11 protein-coding genes are annotated in these 17515 nt (G+C 40.8%); 10 read left to right on the forward strand and 1 reads right to left on the reverse strand.

Annotation, left to right across the window (positions count from 1 at the left end; translation table 11 throughout):
- Positions 1 to 46 precede the first annotated feature (46 nt).
- Positions 47 to 1003, forward strand: a complete 957-nt coding sequence (locus NST08_RS05070; RefSeq protein ID WP_341341531.1) for a helix-turn-helix transcriptional regulator — start codon at positions 47 to 49, stop codon at positions 1001 to 1003.
- Between the two features lie 9 nt (positions 1004 to 1012).
- Here the strand turns inward: NST08_RS05070 and NST08_RS05075 are convergent, their stop codons facing one another.
- A complete protein-coding gene (locus NST08_RS05075) occupies positions 1013 to 1675 on the reverse strand; it encodes a 3'-5' exonuclease (protein WP_341341532.1) in 663 nt (220 codons plus the stop codon).
- A 279-nt stretch (positions 1676 to 1954) separates the two neighbouring features.
- Here NST08_RS05075 and NST08_RS05080 point away from each other — a divergent pair, with 279 nt between their 5' ends.
- The 9 genes from NST08_RS05080 (at position 1955) to NST08_RS05120 (ending at position 17440) form a co-directional block, all read left to right on the forward strand.
- Positions 1955 to 3958, forward strand: coding sequence for a DUF4145 domain-containing protein (locus tag NST08_RS05080; RefSeq protein ID WP_341341533.1), 2004 nt, complete (start codon positions 1955 to 1957; stop codon positions 3956 to 3958).
- A gap of 52 nt (positions 3959 to 4010) precedes the next feature.
- A complete protein-coding gene (locus tag NST08_RS05085) occupies positions 4011 to 4271 on the forward strand; it encodes a hypothetical protein (RefSeq protein ID WP_341341534.1) in 261 nt (86 codons plus the stop codon).
- A 143-nt stretch (positions 4272 to 4414) separates the two neighbouring features.
- Positions 4415 to 6259 (forward strand): hypothetical protein, encoded by a 1845-nt coding sequence (locus NST08_RS05090; RefSeq protein ID WP_341341535.1) that lies wholly within the window; start codon positions 4415 to 4417, stop codon positions 6257 to 6259.
- 18 nt (positions 6260 to 6277) lie between these two features.
- Positions 6278 to 7054, forward strand: coding sequence for an OmpA family protein (locus NST08_RS05095; RefSeq protein WP_341341536.1), 777 nt, complete (start codon positions 6278 to 6280; stop codon positions 7052 to 7054).
- The gene (locus NST08_RS05100) at positions 7041 to 8300 is read left to right on the forward strand and encodes an EH signature domain-containing protein (RefSeq protein ID WP_341341537.1); all 1260 of its coding nucleotides are present in this window, start codon (positions 7041 to 7043) and stop codon (positions 8298 to 8300) included. Before NST08_RS05095 ends, NST08_RS05100 begins: the two co-directional genes overlap by 14 nt.
- Positions 8301 to 8308: 8 nt before the next feature.
- Entirely contained in the window at positions 8309 to 11059 is a 2751-nt protein-coding gene (locus NST08_RS05105) for a DEAD/DEAH box helicase (RefSeq protein ID WP_341341538.1), read from the forward strand.
- A 117-nt stretch (positions 11060 to 11176) separates the two neighbouring features.
- On the forward strand, positions 11177 to 13186 hold the full coding sequence (locus tag NST08_RS05110) for a type I restriction-modification system subunit M (RefSeq protein WP_341342613.1): 2010 nt from the start codon (positions 11177 to 11179) through the stop codon (positions 13184 to 13186).
- A complete protein-coding gene (locus NST08_RS05115) occupies positions 13183 to 14436 on the forward strand; it encodes a restriction endonuclease subunit S (RefSeq protein ID WP_341341539.1) in 1254 nt (417 codons plus the stop codon). Before NST08_RS05110 ends, NST08_RS05115 begins: the two co-directional genes overlap by 4 nt.
- Before the next feature lie 16 nt (positions 14437 to 14452).
- Positions 14453 to 17440, forward strand: a complete 2988-nt coding sequence (locus NST08_RS05120) for a type I restriction endonuclease subunit R (RefSeq protein WP_341341540.1) — start codon at positions 14453 to 14455, stop codon at positions 17438 to 17440.
- Positions 17441 to 17515 lie beyond the last annotated feature (75 nt).

Here is a 17515-nt window from a genome sequence, read left to right on the forward strand (position 1 = left end):
AAATGTGTATAAATCATAATGAAAATACAAGTAGGAGAATTGAACTATGTCCGATAAGCTGTTTAGATGGTTCAAAATTATTTATGCCATCCAAGCAAGGCCGGGGATCAGCGCCAAGGAATTGGCGGAACGATGTGAAGCCGAGGAAAGAACGATATACCGGGATTTACGTTCATTAGACGTCCTAGCACCGATTACCAACGAAGGGTATGGCAAAGGCTACACGTTCGCCGGGGATTTTGCCATGTTTCCATTCAATTGGACGCAGCAGGAGGCGTTGGTCTTCTCCATGCTCCCTTCCTTTGTCGATCAGAGCAATATGCCGCCGGGATTCGACACAGCGTATGACAAGGTTATGGCCGCTCATTTTCGGCAGAAGAAGCGGGATCGGGAAATCCTGAAACATGTCACGGATATTATCCAGATGGGGTCTCCCGCATATCGGGAGGATGCCCCCAACTATCTATATCAAGTCATTCAGGCCATCGTGGAAGAAAAGACGATCACCGTTGTATATCATACGCAGAGCCGGAATCAGCAAACGGAACGGGAGATCGATCCGTATTACCTCGTCCCGAGGGATCAACGATTCTATCTGATCGGATATTGCCATCAGGCGAAGGATATTCGGACCTTCCGTCTGAGCCGTTTCCGCTCTATGGAGATGACCAGCCGCACTTTCGAGCGCGGGGACTTTAACCTGAAGAATTATATGAAGAACACCTGGTCGATTGAACGCGGCGAGGAACAAATCCATTTCAAAGTGAAATTCTCGCCGGATGTCGCCCGTTACATCAAAGAAGAAGAGATGTTCGTGAGACCAAGGATGAAGGACCTGCCGGACGGCAGTTTGTTGTTCGAGGTTACCTTGAATCACGATCGGGAGTTTATGAACTGGGTAAGTCAGTACGGGCCGGATGCTGAAATTCTGGCCCCGGTATCTTACCGGGAACGAATGAAGGAACGTCTTGAACGATGGCGCAAGCTGTATGAGGGGAAATAAGGAACGGCACTATTGCGCCATTCCCAGCATTTCCGCCAATTTACTGAATGGGTGATTCTCTTCCGAGCCTGTGGAATATACCATTTCCGAGACGTACAGCTGATCTTCTGCGGCATTATTCGTAACCAACTGGATGTTAGGGAAGATCGAAAGAAAGATTTTCGCCGTGTTATAGGCGTCATCGGTGGCTCGATGCGGCTCTCCGATGAATGGGAGCTGCAGCAGGTCAAGCGCCCGTTTCAATCCAATCCTCTGTCGATGATCCGATTGGTGAAGTCGAGTAAACGCCAGCTGAAGGTCGTTATAATTTTGCAGCCATTCCAAGGAGATCTGATGATACCGGCAATGCTGGATGAACTGATATTTATCGTCCATACCCCACGCGCATAAATAATAGGGCGCTTCGCCGATCCAATCTTGAAAAGCCTTTAGCATTTCGGGAAAAGACGGTGCTTGATCGACTTGATCCTGCGTAATCCCCGTAAACGGTGTCGTTTCCGGTGTTAATTTATACTGTCTCGAAGGCTTTACATAGGAATGAAACACATCGGTCATGACCAGTGTTCCTTCTTGCTCGGTCATTTTAATCGCACCGATTTCGATAATGTCGGCAAGATGCTGATGTTTACGAACCACCATGAATTCAAGATCGAAGATGATATAAGTTGGCATTGGAATGCTCCTCTCTGCATTGGTTGTTATTAGTTTAGCAGGGAGGAGTGGCTGGGATTGTCAGGGAATGGGTGTTCGGGGATGGGAAAAAAGCAAAATAAATTTAATAGGAACATATGTTTAGTGACAGAAATGGTACGGAAGATTGGGTTATCATCTAGGAGTTAGCAGGGACCGAATCGGTGGTTACTTTTCTGATGAAAAATAAAAACAATGCGGATAACGGAAGTAAAAATCAATCTGTTATTCAGGATGGGAATTAAAGGAAGTGCAATATCAATGTCATCAATTTTTACCTTTTTAGGTGAGGTTAATGAACCATTAGCAGCGTTGGTTATCCAAGCTGAAGCAGATATATGGTCAAACCCGCGTGCAACACTCATTCAAGGCAGATTATTTAGTGAAGAACTAGCCGCTACAGTTTCAAAGATGGAGAAAGTAGAACCAGTTTATGCAATAAAACCAAATGAACGAATGCAACTACTTGTTCGTAGAGGTATTGTTTCAGAAGAAATTAAAGAAAGTTTTGAGTGGCTTCGCCGAAATGGAAATATAGCGGCTCATGATGTAAAACCGATCCCCATGGATCTGGCACTAACCGCACATCGTCATTTATTTACTCTTGCTCAATGGTTTGTAGAATCTTACGGTCCACTAGATATTAGTACGCCAGTTTACTCGATGCCAGTGATACCGTCAGAACGCGAGTCAGAAGGCAGTGAGCTGAACCCCAGTGTAAGTGACCAACTGGAGCAGTTGTTGAGCGCTCAATTGGAAGCCAAGATACTACCCGCCTTAACGGAGAAATTCAAACAGTTGCAGGATACAATTACCCAGGTAACTGTCGCTAATGCAATTGATTCACAGAGGAATACTCATGATCCAAGCATGGGTTCAAAGGAAGGCAACAGCGAAATAGACATCTCCTTATCAGGGTCGAATAAAGTAACCGATTACCGTGCGGATCGCAGTTCAATTGAAGTGAGGGAGTATCTGGAGGAGAAGGGAATGACAATTGTTGACAAGCGAAAACATGGTGGGGCCATGTGGATTGTTGGCGGTTGGGAACTAAAAGAAGAGTTGTTAGCACTTAAAGAACAAAAAATCTATTTCAAGTTTGCCAAGAACGGAAGCCAATCCACAAAAAGAAAACCTGCCTGGTTTATGATGGGCAAGGATCCCACTGAGTTACGTTGGATTACACTGGAGAATGAAAGCTTACCTCTGATTGAACCAGCTCAACATGGGGTTCCGACTAATCTTCCTACGGCCGTTAATGCTTTTACAAATTTAGGGAACTCAGAAACAGTGATGAGCAAGTCGGATTTATTAGGATCAACAGATGATCAAATTATAGAACCTACGGTGGAGCCTATTGTAACCACTGAAGAGTCTAGACTCGGAACAGAAATACGCAAGTCGTTTTTGAATAAGGAATTGGTATTTCCGCAATCTATGGCTGACATGAAACTTGATGATATTAATATCAATGGCTGTGGAGCTTTGTTAGCGTATCTTAAAGAAAAATGCAGGGCTACTACAATTCAAGAGATTCCTGAAGATTTACCGAATTTAGCGAACCAGATCAATGGTGTTGGTCCTAAAGGCATTGAACGCTTTGTCAAACAACTAGAAGAAGCAATTACTGCAGAAAAGAGACTAATTGGTTCAGGAAAACGTAAAGAGCAGGCTGTGATGGCTTATCGACGCCTTAAGAAACGACTTGGTCGACGTCCTTCATATTTGGAGATTTATCAACAGGGGGGGATAGATAGTCAAGAGTATCGTCTCTTGTTCGATTCTTATTATAATTTTTTACTTGAAGCCAAAGAACTGGACAAAACAGAATCGGCAGTCGCCAAACGTTATTCTGGCTGGCTAGTTGAAATCGAAAACACAATTATCCGTAAAAGCTATAAGATGGTACTGCTGCTTGCAATGCTTGACCGGGGTATTCATGATTGGAAGCGTCCTATTACTCCTGAAGAAGCAGCTCCATTTTTCTATGAATATTATATGAGTATTCCTAAAAGAAAGGAGATTGACTTCTCAGATAATGAAACTCGAAAGCTCTGGGATGCTCCGTTAGAACGGACCGCGCAGCTTATCGCAAGAATGCCTATGACACATCTTGCAAAAAGCGCTAAAAGACTCGTTAGATATACAGAAGAGGGCTTTAGCATTGGATTTCAAATCAGGGAGTCCGACAATCTAACGTTATATGAATGGACTCGAGAGATTTGTGAGTATCGGTTGATGGAGTATTTTGAAAGGAAAGCATAAGAATTCTCGATAGATCATGTTGCAATAGAAAAAATGAAATGGGTGAATCTTTTTGGAAAGTTTAATTGAGGTATTACTGGAGATCCGAAATGGAATCTATGCTATGAACGCTAATATTGAAGAACTAAAGAGCTCTGTCGAAGAACTTAAAGGAAATGGATTATATAATTCTATTACTGATGTTTGTGACAAGTTGGATTCAATGTCAGAGGACATCGTGGGGAACGGGCTATTTAACTCTCTGTCCGATGTTTATAATAAGCTCGATGAAATTTCTTCAACATTAGATTCTATTGATGCAAACACCATGTGATCAATCTCAAAATATGGATAATAAGGGGAGCGAAGTAAATCTCAACACATTTTTGAGCCCTTCTTGGGGTTCATTTTTTATAAGAGAATGCTCGCTTTGTGTTTTGTGAATAAACAAGTAAGTATACCTGAGGAGGAAGAGGAATGAATGCCTCATTAACAGGCCCTATTTTTGCTGCACTTATTGTTTTATTATTCATTGGGCTGTTATTTCGCCAAATCCAAAAGACTAGGGAATCAAATAGAGATGCTGCTAATATAAGGAACATACTGAAAGAGCTGCAGAATGAGATGGATATACCTGAGCGTTTTAACAAAATGAATGATTGGATACTTCAACGAGAAGGCGAGTATCTCAAGAAATTTGTGCGACCAGGATGGGATGCCTTTTATAGGAAATATATACATCAGGAAAATGGAATGAGGATCCCTGATGTTTACGATTATATTCAAGAAGAAAAGTTAGTGAACGACTTCGGTAAGAGGAGATTTGTTGAACTAGTTCCGGGAATGTTTCTTTCGATAGGTATACTTGGAACCTTTTGGGGAATTGCTTCAGGTGTTCAGGGCCTTGATCCAAATGGCGATTCAGAGGCAATGAAGTCAGGGATTGGCATTTTACTTCATGGAATGCAGACTAAATTTATTTCTTCAATGGTTGGTATTTTTGCTTCTTTAATATGGCAAGCCATTGATAAAAATATCGTTCTACCCAAATTGCAATCCGCTTTTCTCGATATTCGTGAATCATTTGACGAGGCATTTCCTACTCAAGACCAAAATACCCTTCTTCAACAAATGCTAGAAAATCAAAGAAGCCAAATGAACGACTTTCAAATTTTTATGTCTGAGCAATTAATTCCGCAGATGATAACAGGCTTTAACGATACATTAAAGCAGTCATTATTACCACCAATGGAACAGACTCAAGTGTTGATGAATGAATTGATTACAAGTGCCAGTGTAAACCAGATGGATGGAGTGAAGCAACTGACCGCTGAGGTTATGAATTCTTTGAATGAGCTCACGGGTGAGCAAATGAAGAATCTAAGCGAATCAATAAATAAAACCGTAGAATGGCAAGAGCGAGTTCATGAAGAAATGAGTAACTTGGTCGAATCTATGCAGCAATCTGCGAGGAATCAATCCGAAATGGTTGAAAAAACGACAGTTTTGACACAAGAAATTCATCAGTATACTGATAACATTACGGATTATCAGAAGGTTCTTGAAGGTACCGTATCTCAGTTAAATGATACTACATCTAAGAACAGCGAGCTTCAGTCTGTCGTGAGCGGTCTACTGGACCGAATGGTTGAGGAACGTAATGTCTTTAACCAATATTTCGACGAGCATCTTGCTAAATTACAAAGTAATGTGGAGTCCATCATCATACAGACCGAATATCAGGTGAAGGTACAGACCTTACTGGAACAGAATCTAGAACGAATTACGGACATGGCTGATAGCCAACAAGTTCTGGCCACATCGTTATCAGATCAGGCCGTTCTCTCTAAAAAGTCCAGTGAAGAGCTTGGCCATTTAGTAGAACGATTTGAGAATAACGCCACTCTATTTACGGAACTTCAAGGCCGAGTGGGAGGTATGCTAGAACAGTCATTGGAAGAGCAGAGTCGCTTAGATAAGCTCATTGAGAAAGTGAACTTTGAGTTGGTGGATCAAGTCGAAGCTATGGATGAACGAACGGAAAAGATGATCTCGGTATGGGAAGAGAACAGCCAGTTAATGAAGGACTTAAACAGACAATTGAGTACCTCCATCAATCAGTTTGCAGATGATATGCATCGTGGGATCATGCGTACCTTTGAACAATTTGATGAGGAGTTAACAAAGTCTGTGAACCTATTAACCAGAGGCGTTGACTCCATGAGGGATGGTCTCGTAGAAATGCCGGAAGTCATTCAAGAGTTAAAACAGTCAGTTAATGAAATCAATAGACTGGCCAAGCGTGCCACATTAAATACATAAGGTAAGGAGGGTTAAAATGTGGCACGTGGAAGTCGTAATTTAGGACGGTCAAAGGGCCTAATAGGTGAGGAAAAAGAAAGTTCATGGATATCTTATACAGACCTAATGTCTGCTTTGTTAATTATTTTTGCTCTGGTAATCATGGTGACCATGTATGATACACAAAATGCTTATGAACAGCAAAAGAAAGCAATGGATGAGGCTACTGAGGCTATTAAGCAAAAAGAGGAGGCCATCGCCCAAAATAATAAGCTCATCGAGGATGTTATTGGAGTCAAATCTAAAATTATTGAGGAACTCATGATTGCATTCAAAGATTCGAATCTGGACCTCCAAATCGATAAGCAAACAGGGGCGATCCGTTTTTCGGGCGGCGTGTTCTTTGATAAAAATAGTAGTAAAGTATCTGCAAAGGGCGTTGATTATCTTGAGGATTTTATTCCGAAATATATCGAGATCTTAATGTCAGATCAATTTCGAGATGAGATAGCTCAGATTATCGTAGAAGGTCATACGGATAGTGATGGCGGATATCTATATAATCTTCAATTATCGCAGGATCGTGCGCTAGCCGTGGCTCAGCAAGTCTTTGCACCTAATTTCCCTAAGTTTAAATACCAGGAGGAGCTTAAGACGGTTATTACAGCCAACGGTCGATCATTTAGTGTTCCGATCCTTGATAAAAATGGGGAGATGGACCCGGACAAATCAAGGCGTGTGGAATTTAAATTTCGATTGAAAGACGAGCAGTTACTAGAGAAGCTTCAGGGAATGATGGTGGATGATGGACGATAAGACATATATATTTACTTTTTCGTTTCGACCACAGAAGTTATCCCAAGCCAGACAGGATATAGAGAAAAAGTATGGGGATATAGATAAGCTTACAGCCTCGCAATTGAGCGCGGTACGATTACCCAAATTGTTGGAACTCATACGTCAAACGCCCGAGGATGAAATAGAACAACTAGCACACACTCTTAAGAAAAGAGATGTAATGGTTTTGGTTTATGAGTATCCCTTCAATAAGGAATCCTATAACGTTCAGAAGAAAATCAATTTAGTTTTATATCATCACTATTCTCCTTCTATCGGTTCCATGATATGGGGGGGATTTCAAGGGGAATATAACAACGTATATATCCAGGATTTATTGCGGCGATTTTATTCCAAGGACGGAACTAGTTTCTTGTATTCTGAGTATGAAGAGGAAAAACTTACGAAACAGCTAATGCCGGTGTTTATGAACAAAAATGGTATCGCACAAGGCTTGGCCGAACTCATGGCTAATGAAAAGATGAAATCCATCGAGTTTATGAGAATGGTGAAAATCAAGCCCGAATCTGAACTTGAAGATTATCTTGTGTTCCAGACATTGCAACGAAGCCTACACCAAGATGGAATAATTAGTCGTGATGGAGAAACTTTCGTTGTTCAAATGCTTGAAAAATATCCCATGCAATCCTATCAAGAGCTTATGAAAATTTATCTGGAGGCCAGAAATCATGAACAATTTCACGCTCGGATTATGGAACAAGCGATCAGGAGACTTCATGACCCTAGAGAACGTGATGAGGACTGGACTTTCTTATCTGAGGAAGGGCGTGAGGAGGTCAATCGTTGGCTTATTGTAGCCAGGCTGAAAACGATTAATGATGAATATAGAAGATTTGAATTCTGGAAAAGGTATCTATTGGACATTCAGGATGTCAGTCAATTAGATGGGGAAAACGACCCTGCCGTGTTGTTTATTTATTTCAAAGAATTTGTGGTCGTTGAGTTTGGAGAAATAGGGGCTGCATATTTCTATCATAAAAAAGGTTTTAATAAGTTCATATTGAGTCGAATTACGGGAACAGAGTTTAGAAGAAAAGGAAAAGCAGCCAAAGAAAAGGCATTGAAAGATACAGAGAAAATCAAAAGAGGAGAACCTCTGTATATAACTTCTTTGGGACATTACGGGGCTTTTGAGACTTGGACAGATAAATTCAGAAAACATATAAGCGAATTCATGAATGGATATTATGATTACTCGGAGTGACAAATAGAATGAGTTGGTGGAACAGATTATCTAAACGAACAAAAGAACCTGAATATAAACCTATACAATGGGAGTTTATAAAAGATCAAAGAGGATTACTCGTTCATCTATTTCAAGGCCAGGATAACATCCCTATCAGCCTCCCGTTAAATATGACTGTAGCAGAAATTCGGCATCAGCCCAATGTAGAAACATTAGAGCTCTTAGAGTCGATGTGGTATGAAGAATTGCTGAAGGAGACAGATGACGGATATTTACTTCCCTATGACTTAGTTATTGAAGCTCCTCCGGAAGTCCGAGAGCAATTTGAACTACCCGAGACAACGAGTCTTGAGTTGAAGCTCGGACATGTGGGGATCATTGGTGGGTCTAATTTCAAATTTATTCTCGAAAAGCACTGGGGTAACCGGAAACATATAGAGAGAACAGCGAGACAAATTGGTCCTTGGATCCGACTCCCTGATCGTACGTGGCTCCTAATGGAACCGGAGCAGTATCAATTTGAACAATTAGTTAACCAACAGCCGAATGTCCTTGATAAGGACCAGATTTTTGCGTATGTAGCCAAGATTCGTTCCCAAGCTAGAAAACTAAATATACCCATGGATGATTATCTTTTGAAGCAAGATTTCAAGTTCGCAAATGATGTGGATATTGATCTGAAATATGATTCGGGCCAAATTGAACTGATACCTAAATATCGATCGAGTGATCCTATCCCCCAAGAAATTCTTGATGAAATGGGGGGCACTGGGAGCCGATATTACTCCCACCCTGTACATGGTAAAATTTTTGTTTCAACTGATGTCGTGACCAAGTCCGATGAAATTCGAAAACAGGATCCCATCCGTGGCCAAGACATTCCTCGTTTCGCTGAGAATCCGGAAGCCTTTCTACCCGAAATTGAGGGTTTGGATTTATCTATGTTTGGGGAAAGAGTCAAATCATTAGGGATACGAGTATATAAAGCCCAGCCCTATGTCCATGCGAATGATAGCGGACGTGGTTGGTTTGAGCTCCATGCAGGGGTTCATATCATGGATTCTGAGGGCGAAGTTAATCAGACATTCGATGCAAGTGGGCTAGAGGAAGTATTCAGGGATGCAACTACAAACGGGGAAGAATATGTCGAGCATAATGGGGAATGGATTAGAGTCCCCCATGATATCAGCGCTTTCCAAGAAGCCGTAACTCAGTTGGAACAGACATGGGGGGATAACGCGCGAGTAGATGTTACCAAACTTCCATATGTACTTGAAATATTCGAGAATATTAACCAACTGGAGTATAACCAGCCTATTCTAACCGTGCATCAGGAGATGTTGGATAACGGTATTTTGGATCGCAAGCCACCGGCAAGTTTTGGCGCCAGCCTCAAGCCTTTTCAGGAGGAAGGTTACGTATGGAAGAAGTCCCTTCATTATCGTAAACTGGGTGGGTTATTGGCAGACGATATGGGATTGGGGAAAACCATTCAGGTTGTCTCCTTTCTTACATACTTGCATGAAATGGGAAAGTTAACTCCAACATTAATCGTTGTGCCGAAATCTCTAATCGAAAACTGGGTTGCTGAAATTCATAAATTTGCATCACCGATTGCTCATTTGATTCATGTCCATAGTGGCGGGAATCGTGTTAAAGATCCAGAAATTCTTCAGAAATATGCCATAACACTTACAACTTATCAAACATTGGTGCGAGATCAACTGGCATTTGGGCAAGTTGAATGGCAGACCATTATTTGCGATGAAGCTCAAGCGATTAAGAACCCAACTACTGCTGCCAGCAAGGTTATTAAGGCCATGAATGCAAAATTTAGAGTTGCGATGACGGGAACTCCGGTGGAGAACGGGCTAAGCGAGCTCTGGTCTATTATGGATTATGTTCAACCTGGTTTGCTGGGGAGCTTGCATGAATTTAAAAGAGAATTTATGGATAAGCTCGAAGCTGAAGAACGGGATCATGAAACAGAGCAAAAACTGCTTGCTCGTATATCAATGGTTTACAAACGCAGAACAAAGTCGGAGGAACTGGCGGGTCAATTGCCTGCCAAGCTGTCCGTAGAGATTCCTGTTCCTTTAGGATCTGAACAACAGCAAGCATATGCTGCCGTTATTTCACAAGTTAAAATGAAAACATTGTCTGGTTTGCAAGCCATACAGCAGCTTAGAGAGCTATGCTCTCACCCAGCCTTGGTGAATGAGACATATCGGAACCTGCATATCCAGTCTGTTCCAAAGCTGGCCAAAACACTAGATCTAATTAGAGAAATTCAGGCCAAAGGCGAGAAAGTCCTGATATTTACAGAGCTTAGACAAATGCAAGAGATTCTACGGGATGCTATTCGTGATCAATTCAATATAAATCCGCAGATTATTAATGGCATGACGGAAAGAAGACAGAGTTATGTTGACCAATTTAACAATCGTCCCGGCTTTGATGTGATGATTCTCTCTCCTAAAGCAGCTGGTACTGGACTGACGATAACATCGGCTAACCATGTCATTCATTACACGCGTTGGTGGAACCCAGCGGTGGAGAATCAGGCAACGGATCGTGTGTACCGAATTGGACAGAACAAACCTGTTCAAGTATATTATCCGATCGTAACAGCTGAAAAGTCATTCCTGACCTCTGGCACAGTTGAAGAAATTGTCCACCGCATATTAACTGAGAAACAGGAGCTTGCTTCGTCCATTATTGTGTCTAGCCGGAAACTGGAGATTGAGAACGAGGTTTTGGAGAGCGTGTTTAAATAGAGATTTTTACATCATTTAAATTAAATATTTCTACAAGGGAAGACTTCCACAAAAGAAGAGATACCGGTAAACTTAGAAGGTATACTAGAATTGTTTTGCCATAAGAGGAGATGCATGATGATTAACTTTCAGGATAAAGTCAGTTTTATTTGGTCTATAGCTGAGGTCTTACGTGGCCCATACAAACCTGAGGATTATGGAAAGGTCATTTTACCCCTAGCCGTATTGCGTCGGTTTGATTGCGTACTGGAAAGCACGAAAGAGGAAGTACTAGAGAATTTCGAAAAATTTAAAGCAATGAATGAAGACGCGCGCGAACCGATCTTGAACCGTATTGCCAAGCAGAACTTCCATAATACAAGTAAATATAACTTTGCCAACTTGCTAACTGACGCGGATAACATTGCAGATAACTTGCGTGATTATATTAATGGCTTTTCCAAAACAGCCCGAGATATCATGGATCATTTTGATTTCGACCGTCAGATCGACAAGATGGATCAGAACGACTTGTTGTACCTAACCATTAAACGGTTCAGCGAATTGGATTTGCATCCTGAAGTGGTTACTAATGTTGAGATGGGGTACATCTTTGAGGAGTTAATCCGCCGCTTCTCGGAGCATGCGGAAGCAGGGGATCACTACACCCCTCGTGAAGTGGTACGGCTTATGGTTAGCTTACTTTTCCTTCATGATGACGACATTCTAACCAAACATGGAATAACTCAGACATTATACGACTGTGCTGCGGGTACAGGCGGCATGGGGTCTGTTGCACAAGAATACTTACATGAGCTAAACCCTACAGCTGATCTTGAATTTTTTGCCCAAGAAATTAATGGTGAGTCCTATGCGATCTGTAAAGCAGATATTCTGATTAAAGGCGCCGATGCGAAAAATATTCGCCTAGGTAATACCCTATCAAACGATCAGTTTAAGGGAGAGAAGTTCGACTATCTTATTACGAACCCTCCATACGGTGTAGACTGGAAATCGTACGAGAAAACGATTAAAGCAGAGCATGAAGAGCTTGGTTATAACGGACGATTCGGCCCTGGAACTCCGCGTACAAGCGATGGGCAACTCCTGTTTTTGCTTCACTTGATTTCGAAAATGAAGCCAGTAACACCGGAAAATCCGCAGGGTTCACGGCTTGCCATTATCATGAACGGTTCTCCTTTATTTACAGGGGATGCAGGTTCAGGCGAAAGTGAGATCCGCCGTTATGTGCTTGAGAACGACTTGGTAGAAGGAATTGTAGCAATGCCAAATGACCTATTCTACAACACCGGTATTGCAACTTATATTTGGATTTTGACAAACAATAAGTCTGCTAATCGTAAAGGAAAAGTACAACTGGTAAACGCAGTTGATTTCTCCAGAAAAATGAAAAAAAGCTTGGGAAGTAAGCGGAACGAGATTTCTCAAGAGCAAATTGATGAGATTGTCCGTATGTATGGTGACTTTAAAGAAAGTGAGTATGTCAAAATCTTCGATAATGAAGACTTTGGTTATCACAAGATTACAGTCGAACGCCCGCTTCGTCTGAATTTCGTAATTTCAGAAGAGCGTATTCAACGAATCCAAGAAGAAAAAGCGTTCCAGAGCCTTGCTACATCGAGGAAAAAAGGAGAGAGTGGATTAGCTGAGATCGAAGCGGGCAAGTCGCAGCAAGACAAAATAATAGAGACATTACGTAGTATGACCAGTGAACAAGTGTATAAAAATCGGGATGAGTTTACCAAGATCCTGAAAGAGGCTTTTAAACAAGCTGATTTAACTGTAGCAGCACCTCTATTAAAATCTGTTTTGAATGCTCTCTCTGAGAAGGATGAAACGGCGGATATTTGTATGAAAAATAAAACTGAAGCCGAGCCAGATGCTGATTTACGAGATACTGAAAATGTGCCGCTTAAAGAAGATATCAGTAAGTATTTCGAGAGAGAAGTTCTTCAGCATGTACCTGATGCATGGATTGATGAATCGAAGACAAAAGTTGGCTATGAAATTCCATTTACTCGGCACTTTTATAAATATACGGCTCTGCGTAGTTCTAAAGAGCTTATGAATGAAATTAAAGAACTTGAAGCAAGTATTGCAGAGCAGCTGAAGAAGGTGTTGGGATGAGTAATTATAAAAAAGATTGGTATGGTAACACTCCATTATACTGGGAAAATAAAAAACTGAAATATTTTCTTTCTGTTAAAAACGGTAAAGAAATTACTCGGGAATTACCAAACAGCGAAAGTTCAATTGATGTTTATGGCTCTGGTGGAGTATTTAAATGGACCGATAAAGTACTATATAGCGGGGAATCAGTACTTTTTGGCAGGAAGGGTACTATCGGAAAACCGATATTTGTCAATGGTGAGTTTTGGACAGTAGATACCATGTACTACACGGTGTTTGGAAATAAAGCATATCCTAAATATTTCTTCTATTTAATGAAGGTATTTCCCTGGGACGTTATTACTACTCAAACTGCCCTACCTAGTATAGTAGGGACAGAAGTAGAGAACTTTGAGTGTTCAGTTCCTGTGTATTCTGAGCAGGTTGAAATTGCAACCTTTTTAGATATTAAATGTAATGAAATTAAGGCATTAATTAGGGCAAAGGAAAAAATGATATTTCTGTTAAAGGAACAACTTCAGACCATTATTACAGAAGCAGTTACAAAAGGCCTAAACCCAGATGTAAAAATGAAAGATTCAGGTGAGGAATGCATTGGGGAGATACCTGAGCATTGGGAAATAAAAAAAATTAAACACATAGCTAAATTTGTAGGTAGTGGTAAAACACCAAAAGGCGGATCGGAAATTTATTCAGAAGAGGGTATTCCTTTTTTAAGAAGTTTAAATGTCCACTTTAATGGCCTCCGACTAAAAGATATGGTTTACATCAGTTCAGAAATTGATGAAGAGATGAAATCAACCAGAGTACAACCATTAGACATTCTATTAAATATTACTGGTGCATCCATTGGCCGGTCTTGCATCGTACCGCAAGACTTTGGACCTGCTAATGTAAACCAACATGTATGTATTATTAGAACTATTCCTAGTATCATACTCCCAGAATTATTAAGTAATATAATGTCAGCAAGTTTCATTATCCAGCAAATTTTGATGAACCAAAACGGTAGTTCCAGGGAAGGGTTGAATTTCACACAAGTTAAGAATTTAGAATTTCCATTACCAAAGGCTATTGAAGAACAAAAAGAAATCACTCGATACATCACAAAGAAAGTAAAAGAGATAAATGATTTAGTGCAAGATATCAAACAACAAATCGAAAAACTAAAGGAATACCGCCAATCCCTCATCTACGAAGCAGTTACAGGCAAGATCGATGTGCGTGACTTTGAAGTCGTTTCATAATGGGAGGTGACAACATATGGCTATAGATGCCACTGAAAAAGGGCTAGAAACCAATATCGAAGAGTCCTTCATAACAAGCGGTTACCGGAAGCGCACACTGGAAGGTGAGGTGAGCCGTCTATTTAAGCAGTATGCCATTGATGTAGAACAACTCTTTATGTTTTTGGAAGACACCCAGAGTAAGTCACTTCAAGCTCTAGAAAAATCATATGGGGCAGATTACAGACAGAAAGTACTGAACCGAATTTGCGATCAGCTGAAGAGTCAGGGCTTAATTCATTGTTTACGCCACGGGATTAAAGACCGTGGTGTAACACTAAAGCTGATTTACAATAAGCCTTCTACTACGATGAACCAGCTCATGAATGAGTTATATCGCAAAAATAGATTTGCTGTGAGTCGCCAGGTTTACTATAGCGATAAACATAATAATAGTCTGGATATGGTACTGTTCGTGAATGGTTTACCGATCGTTGTTATGGAACTTAAGAATCAGTTTACAGGCCAAACTGTAGAGCATGCGATGAAGCAGTTAAGTAATGATCGGGATCCTCGCGAAACGTTGTTTAAATTCAATGAACGAGTCGTTGTGTATTTTGCGGTAGATCCAGATGAAGTTTATATGACCACCGAACTGAAAAAGGAAAAAACAAAGTTTCTACCTTTTAACCGAGGAAATAATGGAGGCAAAGGCAACGCTGTTGTCTATAATAATTACCGAACGTACTACTTATGGGAAGAGATTTTGCAGCCTGACAGTCTGCTCGATATTTTGTTCCGTTTTGCATTTATTAAGAAAGATGAAATTGTAGACTCCAACGGCGAGACTATTGGGGAACGCAAGATGCTTATTTTCCCACGGTTTCATCAACTGGATGTCGTTCGCAAACTTGAGGAAGACGTGCGTATGAAATCCGTTGGCCACAACTATCTAATTCAGCATAGTGCAGGCAGTGGGAAGACGAATTCAATTTCTTGGTTGGCGCACCGGCTTGCAAAACTCCATGATGAAGATAATCAGGCTGTCTTTAGCAGTGTAATCGTCATTACAGACCGTCGAGTTCTAGATAAACAGCTACAGGATGCGGTTTATCAACTGGAGCATAAGGCTGGAATGGTGGAACGAATTAATAAAGATTCGAATCAACTTGCCCAAGCTATTAATGGTGAGACACGTATTATAATTACAACCCTTCAGAAGTTTCCGTTTATTATGGAAAAAGTAGCCGATCTTGATCGCAAAAAATACGCAGTCATTATCGATGAAGCTCACTCTTCTCAAGGTGGTAAAGCCTCAACCGCTTTAACGAATATTTTGTCCGACAAAACCTTAGAGGATGCTTATGAAGAAGATCGCATTGCGGAAGAAAACATGGACAACTTGGATGAGCAAATCGTAGAGACGATCATGAAAAGTGGGAAACAAGATAATATTTCCTTCTTTGCATTTACCGCAACACCCAAGCCTAAAACAATCGAAAAGTTCGGGACGTTGGGGACGGATGGTAAACCGCATGCCTTTCATGAGTATACGATGCGTCAAGCTATTGAGGAAGGATTTATTCTAGACGTGCTGAGCAATTACACTACATATAAGACCTTCTATCAAATAGCTAAAAAAGTCGATGATGATCCGTTGGTTTCTAAGAAGCAAGCTACGAAGAAGTTAGCCCAATACGTCTCCCTGCACCCTCATAATATTGCACAGAAGACAGAAATTATAGTAGAGCATTACCGTAATTTTATTCGTAAAAAAATTGGTGGTCGAGCTAAAGCGATGGTTGTCACAGCCAGTCGATTGCATGCAGTACGTTATAAAATAGCTTTTGACCAATATATCAATAAAATGGGATACGATGACCTGAAAACGGTCGTTGCCTTCTCCGGTATAGTTAAAGATGGCGAAGTTCCATACTCAGAGCCAGATATGAATGGATTTAGTGAAAAGGAATTACCTGATAAATTTAATTCGGATGAGTACAAGGTGTTACTGGTTGCAGAGAAATATCAAACGGGCTTTGATGAGCCACTGCTGCATACGATGTACGTAGACAAGCCGTTGAGCGGGATTAAAGCGGTTCAAACCCTATCACGCTTAAATCGTACTTGCCCTGGGAAAGACGATACGTTCGTTCTTGATTTTGTCAATAACCATGAAGAGATTAAAGCTTCTTTCCAACCGTATTACGAAACCACTGGCTTGGAAGAAGTAACGGACCCCAATATCTTATATGATCTTCAGGCAGAAATTGAACCCTATCAAATCTTTACTGAAGAAGAAGTACAAGCGGTTAACGAACTTGAGATTAAAGGGGGATTCAAGAAATCCACCAAAGCTCAAATGCAGTTGAACGCTTGGGTGGATAAAGGCGTTGAGCGTTTTAAACAATTAACCAAGGAAGAGAAAGAAGCGTTTAAAGCAGCAGCCACCAAATATGTAAGAACATATTCGTTTATATTGCAAATTGCTACGTTTATTGATGTTGGTCTGCATAAACAATATATCTATCTGAGTTATCTCATGCGGAAGCTCCCTCGCAGCAATACAGATAAGGATGTGTATTTGGCGGATGACGTGGCACTTCAGTACTACCGCAATCAAATGATAGCAGAGGGAGGCATCGAACTAGAAATAACAGGCGGTGTGGATTTAAAGCCGACCTCCCATGGTACTAGTGGAGCAGTAGAGGATGAGAAGGTGCGATTATCGTCTGTTCTGGATAAATTAAATGAGCGGTTTGGTACCGATTTTACAGAAACAGATTTTCTTTCGAGGGAACAAGTAAAAGAAGATATGCTCAATAGCGAGGATATCCAACAAAAAGCAAAAAATAATACGAGAGATAACTTTAAATTCGCATTTGAAAAAACATTTATGAACTTTGTTATTGATCGTATGAATAGTAATGAAAAATTCTTTATGAAGATCCTGGAAAATGATGATTTTAGAAATTTCATTATGGATGATATGATGAATGAGGTTTATGACGAAGTAAATCAATAGTAAGGTGTGGTTGCATGATAGGAGACAACCTCATTTGATAAGAGTATATAATTATTGAGGTTCTGTATTTTAACG

The organism is Paenibacillus sp. FSL K6-1566 (genome assembly GCF_038050475.1).
GTDB lineage: Bacteria > Bacillota > Bacilli > Paenibacillales > Paenibacillaceae > Paenibacillus_AQ > Paenibacillus_AQ lactis.